At 68.7% G+C, this 14851-nt stretch carries 10 protein-coding genes; 2 read left to right on the top strand and 8 right to left on the bottom strand.

Annotated elements, in window-relative coordinates; all coding sequences use genetic code 11:
- Window positions 1-57: 57 nt before the first annotated feature.
- On the top strand, window positions 58-1116 hold the full coding sequence (locus M3U25_RS18930; protein ID WP_355503449.1) for a LacI family DNA-binding transcriptional regulator: 1059 nt from the start codon (window positions 58-60) through the stop codon (window positions 1114-1116).
- A gap of 14 nt (window positions 1117-1130) precedes the next feature.
- Here M3U25_RS18930 and M3U25_RS18925 read toward each other — a convergent pair whose 3' ends face one another.
- The 7 genes from M3U25_RS18925 to M3U25_RS18895 all read right to left on the bottom strand — a co-directional run bounded on the left by M3U25_RS18925 (window position 1131) and on the right by M3U25_RS18895 (window position 13203).
- Window positions 1131-3617 carry an exo 1,3/1,4-beta-D-glucan glucohydrolase gene (locus M3U25_RS18925; protein WP_355503468.1) on the bottom strand — a complete coding sequence of 829 codons (2487 nt, stop codon included), beginning with the start codon at window positions 3615-3617 and terminating at the stop codon, window positions 1131-1133.
- A gap of 88 nt (window positions 3618-3705) precedes the next feature.
- Window positions 3706-5040 (bottom strand): xylose isomerase, encoded by a 1335-nt coding sequence (gene xylA, locus M3U25_RS18920; RefSeq protein WP_355503451.1) that lies wholly within the window; start codon window positions 5038-5040, stop codon window positions 3706-3708.
- A 43-nt stretch (window positions 5041-5083) separates the two neighbouring features.
- Complete coding sequence (xylB, locus tag M3U25_RS18915) at window positions 5084-6577, bottom strand: xylulokinase (RefSeq protein WP_355503453.1); 1494 nt, start codon at window positions 6575-6577, stop codon at window positions 5084-5086.
- Window positions 6578-6640: 63 nt separating this feature from the next.
- Window positions 6641-8170 carry a tryptophan halogenase family protein gene (locus M3U25_RS18910; RefSeq protein ID WP_355503455.1) on the bottom strand — a complete coding sequence of 510 codons (1530 nt, stop codon included), beginning with the start codon at window positions 8168-8170 and terminating at the stop codon, window positions 6641-6643.
- A gap of 13 nt (window positions 8171-8183) precedes the next feature.
- Window positions 8184-9203, bottom strand: coding sequence for a cupin-like domain-containing protein (locus M3U25_RS18905; RefSeq protein ID WP_355503457.1), 1020 nt, complete (start codon window positions 9201-9203; stop codon window positions 8184-8186).
- Window positions 9204-9205: 2 nt separating this feature from the next.
- A complete protein-coding gene (locus M3U25_RS18900; protein ID WP_242161181.1) occupies window positions 9206-9964 on the bottom strand; it encodes a SapC family protein in 759 nt (252 codons plus the stop codon).
- Between the two features lie 95 nt (window positions 9965-10059).
- Window positions 10060-13203, bottom strand: a complete 3144-nt coding sequence (locus M3U25_RS18895; RefSeq protein ID WP_355503460.1) for a TonB-dependent receptor — start codon at window positions 13201-13203, stop codon at window positions 10060-10062.
- 404 nt (window positions 13204-13607) lie between these two features.
- Between M3U25_RS18895 and M3U25_RS18890 the strand changes: the two genes are divergently transcribed.
- Entirely contained in the window at window positions 13608-14585 is a 978-nt protein-coding gene (locus M3U25_RS18890) for a LacI family DNA-binding transcriptional regulator (protein ID WP_242161241.1), read from the top strand.
- A 2-nt stretch (window positions 14586-14587) separates the two neighbouring features.
- Here M3U25_RS18890 and M3U25_RS18885 read toward each other — a convergent pair.
- A partial coding sequence (locus tag M3U25_RS18885) for a hypothetical protein (protein ID WP_355503462.1) occupies window positions 14588-14851 on the bottom strand: 264 nt, incomplete at its 5' end.

Here is a 14851-nt window from a genome sequence, read left to right as displayed (position 1 = left end):
TAAGCTGGCGGCGTGCCCGCGGCGCGGCAGCGTCAAGAAGAGCAAAGGGAACGCGTTTTGGACAAGCCGAAGAAAGCGGTCCGCCGCAAGACCAGCGGGGTGACGATCGACGAGGTCGCCGCCCTGGCCGGGGTCTCGCCGATGACCGTCTCGCGCGCGATCAACCAGGGCAAGGTGCGCGATGCCACCCGCGAGCGCGTGCTGCGCGCGGTGCGCGAACTGGGCTATACGCCCAACCTGGCCGCCAGTTCGCTGGCCGCCGCGCAGCACACGCGCATCGCCCTGATCTACACCAACCCCAGCGGCGCCTACCTGCGCGAGCTGCTGGTCGGCTTGCTGCGCGTCGCGTCCAACGCCGCCATCCAGTTGGTCATCCACTACTGGGAAGACCTGGACCCCGACGCCGAGCGCAAGGCCGCGCGTGCCCTGGGCGGGCGCGTGGACGGCGTCATCCTGCCGCCGCCGTTGTGCGAGTCGCAGGCGGCGGTGACCGAACTGGTCAAGGCCGGCATCCCGGTGGTCGCGATCGCCGCGGGGCGGCTCAGCGACGCGATCTCCTGCGTGCGCATCGACGACTTCCATGCGGGCAAGGAGATGGCCGAGCACCTGATCCGGCAGGGCCACCGGCGCATCGGCTTCATCCGCGGCCGCCAGGATCTCAGCGCCAGCGCGCGGCGCTACGAGGGCTTCGTCACTGCCCTGCAGGAAGCCGGGCTGCAGGTCGAACCCGGCCTGGTCCAGCAGGGGGACTACACCTATCGCTCGGGCCTGGCCGCCGCCGAGAAGCTGCTGTCGCAGCGGCGGCCGCCGACCGCGATCTTCGCCAGCAACGACGACATGGGCGCGGCGGCGATCTCGGTCGCGCACCGGCGCGGCCTGGAGGTGCCCCGCGACCTGTCGGTGGTGGGCTTCGACGACACCTCGGCGGCCACCACCGTGTGGCCGGAACTCACCACCATCCATCAACCGATCGCCTCGATGGCCGATGCCGCCATCGACATCCTGCTGCGCAGCATCCGCCACAAGCGCGACGACGCGCGCGTGTCCAGCGACCACGTGGTCCCGCACCGGCTGGTGCTGCGCGGTTCGGTCGCTAGCCCACCCAAGGGGCGCTAGCGCAGGACGCAGGTTCATGCGCTCGGGCATGCGACGGTGGTCTCGGCTTCGTTCAACGCACCGAGCGCGACCCGCGACACCGAGAGCGTCATGGTGCCCGCGGTGGTCAACGCCCAGGGGCGGTCCAGCTTGCCCAGATCCGCGCCGGCCGCCGCCAGGCACTTGAGCGGCACGCCCACGCGCGTCCACTGGCCCACCGGCAGCGCCGCCAGCGCCGGTCCGATCGCCACCCGCGCGGTGCAGCCGCTGCCGCAGCCGACCGCCAGCCACGCCTCGCCCTGCGGGGCGGTGTCCACCCGCAACGTGGTCACCAGCATCAGGTCGCCGTTGCTCTCGCGCTGCAGATCCAGCGGCGTATGCGACTGCAGCGCGACCACCGCCTCGCGGCCGCCCGACCAGGCAAGACGACGGCCATCTTCCTGCGCCAGGTGATCGACGCCGGTGACCTTGAGCAGTGCGCCATCGAGCGATTCCGGCACGCGGGTGACGGTCACGCCCTGTCCGGTGCTGCCTTCCAGGCGCAAGGCCATGCCCGGGCCGGCCGCGCCGCGGGCGAAGAACACCCCGGCCGCGCCTTCGTTGCCGGTGAGGCCGGAGACCTCCGGCAGCTTGGCCAGATTGCCGTTGTCGGCGTAGCGCAGGCCGTAGCCGAAGGCGAACAGCGGGTCGTAGCCCTGCTGCCCCACGTTGTTGGCGTATTGCGTGGCCGTGCGCGGCCAACTGAAGCTCAGCTTGCCCTTGAAGTCGTGCTGCACGCCGCCATTCGGGCCGCGCAGCAGCACGTCGGCGATACCTGCGCCTTCCGAGCCCGGCAGCCACGCCGCCACGAAGGCATCGGCGGCATTGAGTTCGCGGTTGACCCACAGCGGGCGTCCGCTGAGGAACACTGCGACCACGGGAATGCCGTCGGCCTTGAGCCGCTTGATCAACGCCAGGTCGGTGTCGTCGCCCGGCTTGTAGGCCAGGGTCGGCCGATCGCCCTGGAACTCCGCGTACGGGTTTTCTCCGAACACCACAACAGCCACGTCCGGCTTCGTCGTGTACTTGCCGTCGACCGCCAGCACGGCCTCGCCGCCGGCGGCCTTGGCCTGCTGCGCGAAGCCCTCGTAGATGGTGTCCGCGTTCGGGAAGTCCTTGCGGGTGGTGCCGGTGCCCTGCCAGTTCAGCGTCCAGCCGCCGGCTTGCTTGCCGACGTCGTTGGCGCCGTCGCCGGCCACCAGGATGCGCTGCTTCGGCGACAGCGGCAGCACGCCGCCCTGGTTCTTCAGCAGCACCAGCGACTCGCGCACCGCCTGCCGCGCCACTGCGCGATGCGCCGGCGCACCGATCAGCGCGAACTGGCCACCGACCGCGCGCGCCGACGGCTTGCCCGCCTCGAACAGGCCCAGCCGCATCTTGACCCGCAGGATCCTGCGCACCGCATCGTCCAGGCGCTGCGGGGAGATGGTGCCGTTCCTGGCCGCCGCCAGCGTGGTGGTGTAGAAGCCCTTCCAACTGTCCGAGGCCATGGCCATGTCCAGGCCGGCATTGATGGTGGCCGGGCAGTCGGTGGGCGTGCAGCCCTTGAGCTGTCCGTGGCCGTTCCAGTCGCCGACCACGAAACCGCCGAAGTGCATGCGCCCCTTCAGCGCATCGGTCAGGTAGGCCTTGTGGCCGTGCATCTTTTCGCCGTTGACGCTGTTGAACGAGGCCATCGCGGTCTGCGCGCCTGCGGCGATGGCCGGGGGATAGCCGGCGGCATGGATGCGTACCAGCTCGGCTTCGCCGATTTTGGTGTCACCCTGGTCCCTGCCGTCGGTGGTGCCGCCATCGCCCAGGAAGTGCTTGACCGAGGCGATCACATGGCGGCCATCGAGGAACGCCGGCGTCCCCACCTTGCCCTGCAGCCCCTCGACCATCGCCCCGGCGTAGCTGGCCACCACCTCGGGCGACTCCGAATAGCCCTCGTAGGTCCGCCCCCAGCGGTCGTCCTGCGGCACCGCCACGGTCGGCGCGAAGGTCCACTCCATGCCGGTGGCACGGGTTTCCAGCGCGGTGATTTCGCCGATCCGGCGCAGCAGCGCCGGGTTGCGGGTCGCGCCCAGGCCGATGTTGTGCGGGAACAGCGTCGCGCCGACGATGTTGCTCTGCCCGTGCACGGCATCGATTCCGAACAGCACCGGAATCGCCTTGCCGCCCTGCGACGTGTCCATCGACGCCGCATAGAACGCATCGGCCAGCGCCAGCCATTCGGCCGGCGCGGCATCGTAGCGGCCGCCGGGATCGGAATTGCCGCCGGCCAGGATCGATCCCAGGCGATAGTTGCGGACGTCCTCCGGGGTGAGGCTGCCGATATCGCCCTGCACCAGCTGGCCGACCTTTTCCTCCACCGTCATGGTGGCGATCAGCTCGGTGAGGCGCTGCTCCAGCGCGGGATCCTCGGGCAGCGGCCAGCGCACGTTGGGCCAGGCGCTGGCCTCCGCGCGGGCGGGCGCCGCGGCCTGGACGTCGCCCTTGCACACGGCAAGCGCGAGCAAGAGTGCGGCCAGCAGAGCGCCGGTACGGCGTGCGGAATGGGTGTCGGTCACGACGCTCTCCTTGCCGCCGCGCTCAGCGCAGCAGGTACTGGTTGATCAGGTTCTCGTAGCGCTCCTGGCGGCCGCTGATCTGCCGCGGCTCGCCGCCCTTCGCGCCCAATGCCGCCAACTCGGCGAGGCCGAGCGCGCCACGCGCGAACTGCTCGCCGGCGCCACTGTCGAAGCTGGCATAGCGCTCCTGGCGCCACTGTTCCCAGGGCGAGTCGTTGAGCAGCGCATGGGCCACTTCCAGCCCGCGGGCGAAGGCGTCCATGCCGCCGATGTGGGCAACGAACAGATCCTCCAGGTCGGTGGATTCGCGACGCACCTTGGCGTCGAAGTTCAGGCCGCCCTCCAGCCCGCCCTGGCGCAGCACCACCAGCATGGCGCCGACGGTGTCGTACAGGTCGGTGGGGAACTGGTCGGTATCCCAGCCGTTCTGCGCGTTGCCGCGGTTGGCGTCGATGCTGCCGAGCAGGCCATGGTCGGCCGCGACCTGCAGGTCGTGTTCGAAGGTGTGGCCGGAGAGCGTGGCGTGGTTGGCCTCGATGTTGAGCTTGAAATCCTTGTCCAGGCCGTGCGCCTTCAGGAAGCCCGCCACCGTGGCGCTGTCGAAGTCGTACTGGTGCTTCATCGGCTCCATCGGCTTGGGCTCGATCAGGAAGTTGCCCTTCAGGCCGATGCTGCGGCCGTAGTCGCGCGCCATGGTGAGGAAGCGCGCGAAGTGCTCGAGTTCGCGCTTCATCTGCGTGTTGACCAGCGAGGCGTAGCCTTCGCGGCCGCCCCAGAACACGTAATGCTCGCCGCCCAGCTCCACCGTCGCCTCCAGCGCCGCCTTCACCTGTACGGCGGCGCGCGCCACCACGGCGAAATCGGGATTGGTCGCGGCACCGTTCATGTAGCGCGGATGCGAGAACAGATTGGCCGTGCCCCACAGCAGCTTCATCCCGGTCGCGTCCTGGCGCGCCTTGGCCAGGCCGACCATGTGCTTGAGGTTCTTTTCGTACTGCCCGGCATCGTCGGCATCCGGCGCCAGGTCGATGTCGTGGAAGCACCAGTACGGCACGCCGAGCTTGGTGAAGAACTCGAACGCCGCATCCACTTTGGCCTCGGCGCTGGCCATCGGCGCGCCGACCTCCCAGGGGAAGTGGCGCGTGCCCGGGCCGAACGGATCCTGCCCGGCGTTGCAGAAGGTGTGCCAGTAGCAGACCGCGAAGCGCAGATGGTCCTGCATGGTCTTGCCGCCGACGACCTTGTTGGCGTCGTAGACCTTGAAGGCCAATGGATTGTCCGAGCCGCGGCCTTCGAAGGGGATGCGGCCGATGCCGGGGAAGTATTCCTTGGCGCCGATGAAGGGTTGGGTGTGCATGGTGCGTGGTCCTGTCGTGGTGGGAGGGGGGCGAAACGGAGGATCAGCCGCGCAACAGCGGCGTCAGGGCGTCGAGATGACGCAGGAAACGCGCATACGCCGCGGCATAGGCCTGGGTGCGCGCCGGATCCGGGCGGGCCGACAGCTGCGGATCGACCGCCACATGCCGCTGCGCGATGTCGGCGATGGAGGCGGCATCGCCGCGTGCCAGGCCGATGGCCCAGAGCGCCTGCAAGGCGGCGCCGAACGCTGCGCCTTCCGGCTGCGTGGGCACGTCCACCGGCAGGCCGAACACATCGGCCACCAGTTGCCGCCACGCGCCGCTGTTGCTGCCGCCGCCGGTCAGCACGATGCGCTCGAAGTGCATGCCGGCACGCACGAAGGCGTCGAAGCCGTACTTCAGGCTGTACGTCGCCCCTTCCATCGCCGCGCGATAGAGATGGGCCGGGGTCATGTTGGCGGTGTCCAGACCCGCCAGCACGCCCTTGCCCAGCGGCAGGTCCGGCGTACGCTCGCCATTGAGGAACGGCAGCATCACCAGTCCGTCGGCACCGGGCGCGGTGGCGTGCAGATGCGCATCGCCGTCGCGGGTGCTGAAACCGAAGGCGGCGGCGACCTGTTCGGTCGCCACGGTGCAGTTCATCGTGCAGATCAGCGGCAGCCAGCCGCCGGTGGACGAGCAGAACGCGGCCCACGCGCCGTCCGGGTCGACCACCGGCGTGTCGGAATAGGCGAACAAGGTGCCCGAGGTGCCCAGACTCATCGCCAGGCGACCGGGCACGACGCAGCCGGTGCCGATGGCCGCCATCATGTTGTCGCCGCCGCCGACGGCAACCTTCAGCGTCGCCGGTACGCCGAGCAGGCTGGCCGCGGCCGGGTCGATGTCGAACAGGGCATCGGGTGCGGCCAGGCGCGGCAGGCACTCCGCCAGATCGCGCTGCGGATCGGTGGCGCGCAGCAGCTCGGTCGACCAGGTGCGCGTGCGCACGTCCAGCCAGCCCGTGCCCGACGCGTCGCCGTATTCGCAGAAGCGCTGGCCGGTCAGCACGAAGTTGAGGTAATCGTGCGGCAGCAGAATGGTGGCGAGGCGCGCATAGGCCTCGGGCCGGTGGGTCTTGGTCCACGGCAGCTTGGAGGCAGTGTAGCCGGCGAGGATCGGATTGCCCGCCAGTGCGATGGTGCGCGCCGCGCCGCCGACCGCGTCCATGATCTGCACGCACTCGGCCGAGGTGCTGGTGTCGCACCACAGCTTGGCCGGTGCCAGCACCTCGCCTGCCGCATCGACCGGAACGAAGCCGTGCTGCTGGCCCGAGACCGCCAGCGCGCCGAGGCGCGACCGCAGCGAAGGATCGATCGCCCGGAAGCAGGCCTGCATGGCCGCCACCCAGTCCGCCGGCCGCTGTTCGCGGCTGCCGTCGGCGGCGGCCTCCAACTCCAGCGGCGCAGTGCTGCTGGCCACGACGCTGCGCCCGACCGGGTCGTAGACCACGACCTTCAGGCTCTGCGTTCCCGCATCGATTCCGGCCACCAGTTGCATGTTTTCCACTTCGTACCTGCTCTAAGTTAGCGCTACCATTTCTGGATGACGGCGTGCGTCCCGCTACGCCAGGGAAACGCTCCGCGGCCAGACGTCCGGCGCCGCCTTGCAATAGCGTTCGATGAACTCCGCCTGCGAGGGCATCGCCGCGCTGGCCTGCTGCAGCGGCTGCCGGATCCGCGTCAGCAGCGTGCGCAGGTCCGCATCGCCGATGGCGGCGGCCAGCGGATGCGGCGGCCCGGGCTGGATCCCCTGGCCCATCAACACGCTGGTCCACGAATCCACGCGGAACAGTTCGCCGGGGTCCTGCCAGGCGTGCGCACGTTCGCGCCAGGCGCGCAGCCGAATCGCCAGCGACTCGGGCAGCGCCATCTCGCGGCACGCCTTCCACATCGGTTCGTCGCGCTGGGTCGCGTGGTAGTGCAGGATGATGAAGTCGCGCACGTGCTCCATCTCCTGGCGGCTGACCGTGTTGTACAGCTCCACCAGTGCCGGACTGATGCCGTCGCTCGGAAACAGCTGGATCAGGCGCACCACGGCGCTGATGGTCAGATGGATGCTGGTCGATTCCAGCGGCTCGATGAAGCCACTGGCCAGGCCCAACGCCACCACGTTCTTGTTCCACGCCTGCAACCTGCGCCCGCTGCGGAACGGCACCAGCCACGGGTCGCGCAGCGGCGGACCGTCGACGTCGCGCAGCAGCTTGGCGTGCGCCTCGTCGTCGGACATGTGGCGGCTGGAGAACACCAGCCCGCACCCGACCCGGTGCTGGAGCGCGATATGCCAGCGCCACCCGGCCTCGTGCGCGATGGCACGGGTATACGGCACCGGCGGCGCGACCGCCTCGGTCTGCACCGCCACGGCGCGATCGCTGGGCAACCAGTCGCGCCAGTCTTCGTAGCCGGTGTGCAGCGTCTGCTCGGTCAGCAGGCCACGGAAGCCGGTGCAGTCGATGAACAGGTCGCCCTCGATGACCTGCCCGTCGTCCAGCAGCAGCGAGGCGATGGCGCCGTCATGCGCATGCTGCCGAACCTCGCGGATCTGCCCTTCCACCCGGCGCAGGCCATAGCCTTCGGCCTTCTTGCGCAGGAACTTCGCGTACAGCGCGGCGTCGAAGTGATAGGCGTAGTTGACCTGCGGCTGCGTCTCCAGCGAGAACCGGTCCGCACGCGAGGCCACGCTTTCCAGGCAGTAATCGCCCAGGTCCGACGGCATGCCGCGGCGCAGGCTGTCCAGCCAGAAATGATGGAACGGCGTGGCCCAGGTGCCCTGCCCGATGGTGCCGAACGGATGGATGAAACGATCGCCGGGGCGACGCCAGTGCTCGAAGGAAATCGAGAGCTTGAAGGTGCCGGCCACCGCGCGCAGGAACTCCTGCTCGTCGATCTGCAGGAAGCGGTGGAACATGCGGATCGGCGGCACGGTCGACTCGCCGACGCCCACGGTGCCGATCTGCTCGGACTCCACCAGGGTGATGTCCAAACGATCGCGGAACTGGTGCACCAGCGCGCAGCCGGCCAGCCAGCCGGCGGTGCCGCCGCCGGCGATGACGACCTTGCGGATGCGTCCGTCTGTGGTGGCGGCGAGGGTCAAGGCGATGCTCCCATCAGCGGTTGAGCCGCGCCAGCAATTGCGCGCGCGTGCGGCGCGCCCGTGCCTCGTCGAACGGCGCCAATTCGCCCCGGGCGGCCTCGGGCAGGTGTTGGCCCGCGCGTTCGCCTGGACCGAACACGTAGTAGTCGAAGAGCGTCGCCCAGGCCTGCTTCTCGCGTGCCGGCAGATCGCGCAGCGCCCACATCGCGTGCTGCAGCGCCGTCAGCGGCGAGGGCAGGAAGGCCGGCGCACTGCGCCACCAGTAGTTCACCAGCACGTTGAACGGCGCGAGGCTGCGCACGTGGTGCCACCACATGCTCGGGATGAACAGCGCATCGCCCGGCTCCAGCTCGACGTGCTGCGCGCTGGCGAGGGCATCGCGGAAGCGCGGATACCGCGCGAAGTCGGGGCGGTCAAAGTCCACCACGCTGACCACCTGCCCGCCCGGCGTGGGGTCCAGCGGCCCCGGATACAGGTTGTCGATCTGCTCCGGCGGAAACAGGGTGAAGCGGCGTCGGCCCACGGCACAGCAGGCCAGGTTGTCCGGCGTGTCGAAATGGCAGGACGCCGTCACCCGGTTGCCGATCCAGATGCTCGGCGGTGCCGCGATCCCCAGCGCCGCCAGACCGGCGTCATTGGCCTGCGCGAACCCCGGCAGCGCCCGCTCGATCGGCAGCGACGCGACATAGTAGGTGGGCGGCCGCGGATCCTCGAAGGTGGCGGCGATCGCGTCCAGCACCTGCGTGAGCGGTCCACGCCGGACCTCGACATTCAACTGGGTGAAATCGGCGTTGTAGAACGGACGCCCCTCGATCCCGGGTTCGCCGAAGGAATACGGAACCGGCACACCCGCATCGAAACCACGCAGGTACGCCAGCCCCTCCTGCGTGGAGCGCAGCCCGGCCTGGACCAGCCCCCAGTCGCGCACGATGCCGCGCAACACCACCGGCTCCCCGGCCGCCACCAGGTCCTGCACTGGCAGCGCGGTGGGCTGCACGCCCTCCAGTGTCCGCATGGCCCCGCCGTCCGGCATGGTCAGTTCCTGCCCGCCGCGACGGCGGCATCCTGCAATCGCAGGCGTCGCTGCTTTTCGGCGATCAGCCGCCGCATGTTGTGCAGCGACGCCAGCATCAGGAACGCCCCTTCCAGATAGCCGGCGCGGTTGAGCGCAGCCAGCGCGGTGCCGTCCAACTGAGACAGGCGCTCACGGTCGATCGCGTGCAGGCCACTGACGCCGACCCGATGCTGCGCATCGACTTGCACGTCGAGCGTCACCGGCTGGATCAGGCCGTGCGCATCGAGCGCGGCGAACATCTCCGCGCCGAAGGCATGGCCCTCGTGGATGCCGCGCAGCACCGTGGCGATGTGATCGAGATAGGCGGTGTTACCCCCTTGCGGCAGGAACACCGGCTCCCCCTGCATCGCGGTCACCCGCGGATGCTCCATGTCCACGTGCAGGACCGCCTCCTGGCTGAGCACGCCATCGATCCGCTGCTCCTGGAATCCGATCAGGAACGGCCCCTTGGCGGCCGCACCGGGCAGATACGAGGCCGCCCAGCGCCGCTCCTGCAGGAACAGGTTCTCGTGCTGCTCGAACCCCAGCAGCGCCACCGACTGCCACGCGCCCGTCGCCGGGTCCTTGCGCAGGAAGAGCGGATATTCCCGCTGCAGCTCGGCGAACTCGCTCGGATAGGCCGGCACCATGCCCACCGCGTCGCCGAACTCCGGCCCGAAGTCGGTGGCCACGCGCAGGTCGCGGTGCGCGATGTTGTTGAGCATTTCGTAACGCGGCATCGTGTTGCGCACTCCTGGTTGCAGCCTTGCACGGCGCGCCGCCGCGACAGCGGCGGCGTCCGTGGCGACACGCGAAGAGAAGCTCCTCGCCTTCTTCAGAACCTGTAGCGAACACCCAGCATGTAGCGCGGACTCTGGTCGGCCAGCTTCACGATCATCTGCGAGGTACGCGAGCGCCAGCGCACGTCCTCGCCGGTCAGGTTGATCGCTTCCAGGCCGAACGACCAGTTGTCGTTCAACGTGTAGTTCACGCTGAGGTCCCACTGTTCGTAGGGTTCCACATAGTACGGATTGCGGCTGGTGCCCTGATTGGCCAGGATCAGGTACTGGTCGCGCCAGTTCCAGGCCAGGCGTACCGACCAGCCGTACTTCTCGTACATCAGCACCGCATTGGCGGTGTCGCTCAGGCCGGTGAGCGCGAACTGGTCGATGCCCGGATCGCCGCCGTTGTCGTAGCCCACGTCGCCCTTGACGATGGTGTAGTTGGCGAGGACGCCGAACCCGGTGTCGCCGAAGAAGTACTGCCCGCCGAGTTCCCAACCGTGCAGCTTGGCCTGGTTCTGGTTGATCGGGCGGTTGACGTTGAACTCGTACAGCGGGTCGTCGGCCTCGCCGTAGAGATCGTAGGCCGCTTCGGTCGCCAGCACCTGCGCGCCGGTGCCGTTGTAGGCGGCCAGGCCGGCCGGGTTGTTGCGCAGCAGGGCCAGCGCGGTGAACAACGAGGTATCGTTGGCCGAGCAGGCCGCTGCATTGGCCGGCCCAACCTGGGCGAGACAGGCGCCGCTGGTGAGGAAGGCCAGTGCCGTCCTCGCGTCCGGGCCGGAGGTCGGATCGCGCAGGCCGTACAGATTCTCCTGCACCACGGTGTTGCCGATGAAGTTGTTGACCGACTTGTTCCAGTAGGTCACCGACAGGTAACTGGCGTCGGCGAAGTACCACTCCAGCGCCAGGTCGAGGTTGTCGGACTCCAGCGGCTTCAGCGCCGGGTTCTGCGCGGTGCCGCTGGCCCGCGAGGACGGGTCGATCAGCACCGAGCCGAACGGCTGCTGTGCCCCGGGGCCGGCATAGAGGTTGCCGATCGGCGCGCGCGCGATGCTCTTGCCGAACGAGACGCGGCCCTTCAGCGTGTCGGTAAGATCGATGCTGAAATCGAGGTTGGGCAGGATGTAGCTGTAGGTGGTCTTTTCGCTGAAGGGTTGCTGCGCGTTGGACAGCACCACGCGGAAGTCGTTGTTGGACTGCCACTCGATCGCTTCGGGGGTGGCGATGACCGAGGTCGAGACCACGTCGGTGGTTTCGTAGCGCACGCCCAACCGCGTATTGGTACGCCGACCGGCCAACTCGCCATCCAGTTCCACCTGGAAGTACGCCGAGCGGGTCTTCTCCTCCACGAAATTGTCGGCGGCGCGTTGCGGGCTCACGCCCAGGCCGACGCCGTACTGGCCGGCTGCCCATTCCGCGAGCCGGCCGGCATCGCCCCGCCATGCGGGCCAACTGGTGCCGCCGTAGTCGTCGAACAGGCCGATGATGTTGACAGGCTGCATCAGGTTCATCAGCCCGCCGGCGGTATCGCGGTCGACATTGGCCACGCCCCAGTCGCCCAGGGTGGAATACGCCTCGGCGGCCTGGATGCGGTGGGTGGTCGACTTGCTGCTGTCCACGCCGAACTGGAAGCGGCCCTGGTCGAAGCTCCACTCGCCGTCCACGCGCGCCTGCTTGATCTGGCTGATCTGGCTCTGCGAGTTGACGCGCAGCACCTGCGTGCCGATCTCGCCCGGCACGAAGCCCGGGTTGACCACGCCGTTGACGTTGGCCGCGGCAGCGGCGTCGCTCGGATACCAGACCTGGGTGCCGATCGGCAGGCCGTTGTTGAAGTTCAACTCCTGCACCCAAGAGCCGCCGCAGTGCGGGCCGGTGGTGCAGTTGTTGGTGCCGGCAATGCTCATGAAGAGAGAACCGCCGCCGGTCAGCGGATCGTTGGGGCGGCTTTCGTTCTTCGAGTCGTGCGCGTCGAAGCTCAGCTTGAGCCGGTCGGTCACGTTCCACACCGCGTTCAGGCCGAGCGAGCCCAGCTTGTACTTCTGCATGCTGCGTTGCTGCTCGAGGCCGAAATCCTTGGTGCCGGCGATTTCGCGGATGTAGGTCGGCACCGCCACCGCGCCGCTGGTGTCGAAGGTCACGTCGGTGTAGTTGCTGTTCTGCAGCCACATGCCCTGCTCGCCACGATTCTCGGTGATCTCGTTGGTCGAGTAGGTGTAGTCCAGGGTCAGGGTCAGGCTGTCGGTGGGCGCGAACTGCAGCACCGCCTGGCCGTTGACGCGCTCGCGTTCGAACTCGGAGAACGCATAGCGCAGGTCGTTCGGGCGCGCGTACAGCGCACCGATCTGTGGCGCGTTGACCACGGTCGGGTTGCCGGGCAGCGAGCCGGTCCACGGCTGCACGTTCCAGTAGTTCTCGGTGGCCTGCACCGAGCCGCCCTTGCGCTTCTGGTAGCTCGCGCTGACGCCGACGCCGAAGGTCTTGTCCGGATTGCTGTAGCTGAAGATGCCGGACAGTTCCGGGGTCAGGTCGTTGTCGAACGGCTGGCTGCGGTCGGAGACCGCCTTGGCGCCGGCACTGGCGACGATGCCCTGATGGTCGAACGGACGCGAGGTCAGAATGTTGATGGTGGCGCCGATGCCGCCGCTGGGCACGTTGGCCTGGCTGGTCTTGTAGACCTCGATGCCGTTGATCGCTTCGGCGGCCAACTGGGCGAAGTTGAAGGCGCGGGTGCCGCCGTCGACGCCACCGATGGCGACCTGCCCGGCGGCGCCGAACGCATCGGCGCCCGGCATCTGCCGCCCGTTGAGCGTCACCATGTTGAACTGCGGGCCGAAGCCGCGCGCGGTGACCTGCGCGCCTTCGCCATCGCGCCGCTCGATGGAGATGCCGGTGATGCGCTGCAAGGATTCGGCCAGGTTGGTGTCCGGGAACTTGCCGATGTCCTCGGCACTGATGGCATCCACCACGCCCGCGGAATCGCGCTTGATGTCCATCGCCTGGCTGAGGCTGTTGCGCAGGCCGGTGACCTGGACGGTGTCCAGTTGGGTCGGGCTGCTCTGGGCCTGCTGCTGGGCCTGCTGCTGGGCGGGCGGCGCCGGCGTCGCGGCGTCCTGTGCGAAGGCGGGATTGATGACCAGCACGCCGCCGACGAACGTGAACATGGCCCTGGATTTGAACTTCGCCAGCGCCCGGCTCATGGACGAGCCCTCAGGACTGGCAGACGACGAAACATAGAAGCGCTCATGACTCTCCCCTCTGACATGCGATCGATGGATGTACCGCCCCTCCCCCAAAGAGGCACGCACGGGCGATGCCCGTCTTCCACGCCGAACATCGCAGCGCGCTGTGCGGTCGCTGCGACTCAAAACTCCGTTTCAGGATTGCCAGACGACGCGCGATAAAGGCTCCCCCCGAGCCCGACTGCCGCTGATTGATAGCGCTATCATCACGTCACGGCGCAGACTACGCACCCCCGATATCGCTTGTCATCATGCGTCGCAACAAAGGAACGCATTCCTTGAAGAGCACCCCCAAAACGCTGCGTCGAAAAGCGAGCACCATCACCATCGACGACGTGGCGGCGCATGCCGGCGTCTCGCCCATGACCGTCTCGCGCGTCACCCATGGCCATGCCGGCGTGCGCGAGAGCACCCGCGAGCGGGTGATGCGCAGCGTGCGCGCCCTGGACTACCGGCCCAACCCGGCCGCCAGCGCCCTCGCCGCGGCGCAGCACCTGTGCATCGCGTTGATCTACACCAATCCCAGCTCCAGCTATCTGCGCGAACTGCTGGTCGGGGCGCTGCGCGGGTCCACCCGTGCAGCGGCGCAACTGGTGATCGCCACCTGGGATGGCCTGGGCCCGCGGGCACGCCGCGCTGCCGCGCAGACGCTCTGCAACAGCGTGGCAGGGGTGATCCTGCCGCCGCCGCTGTGCGAATCGAAGGCCATCGTCGGCGCCTTCGTCGAGGCCGGCATCCCCGTCGTCGCCATCGCGTCCAGCCGGTTCAGCGACAAGGTCTCCTGCGTGCGCATCGATGACCGCCGCGCCAGCCACGACATGGTGTCGCATCTGATCGCGCACGGGCACACCCGCATCGGCTACATCACCGGCGACCCGAACCAGACCGCCAGCGCGCACCGCTGGCAAGGCTACCGGGACGCCCTGGCGGAGGCGGGCATCGGCTACGACGCCGCGCTGGTGCAAGCCGGCGACTTCACCTATCGCGCCGGACTGGAGGCGGCCGAGCGGCTCTTGGCGCTGCAGCCGCGCCCCAGCGCGATTTTCGCGAGCAACGACGACATGGCCTCGGCGGTGGTATCGGTGGCGCATCGCCGGCGCCTGAAGGTGCCGGAGGATCTGTCGGTGGTGGGGTTCGACGACACGTCGGCATCGACGATGGTGTGGCCGGAGCTGACCACCATCCATCAGCCGGTGGCGGACATGACCGATGCCGCCATCGACCTCCTGTTACGCGAGATCCGGCAGGCCGCCGGGGCGGAGCGCGCCAGCGTCAATCACGTGGTGCCGCACCGCTTGATCACACGCGATTCGGTGTCGCGGCCGCTGTTGGATCGCTAGCGTCATTGGATGCGGGCTGGAGGACGGCGCACGGCCGCTGCGTCCCACGCATTGCGCACAAGCGCACCGCCGTATAGCGCATTTGCTGTTGCTGTTGCTTCGGCTGTTGCTGTTGCTTCGGCCGTTGCCGTTGCCCCGGCTGCCGCTTTGGCTTTGGCTTTGGCTTTGGCTGTTGCTGTCGCTTTTGACTTACCGGGTTCCCTTCCGAAGCGGCGAACCAGGCGGGAAAAACCCGAAGGGCGGCGTACATGGATGTACGCCGTCCG

It is taken from the genome of Xanthomonas sp. PPL134 (genome assembly GCF_040595915.1).
GTDB classification, from domain to species: Bacteria; Pseudomonadota; Gammaproteobacteria; order Xanthomonadales; family Xanthomonadaceae; genus Xanthomonas_A; species Xanthomonas_A indica.
This window is presented reverse-complemented; position numbering and strand designations above follow the sequence as displayed.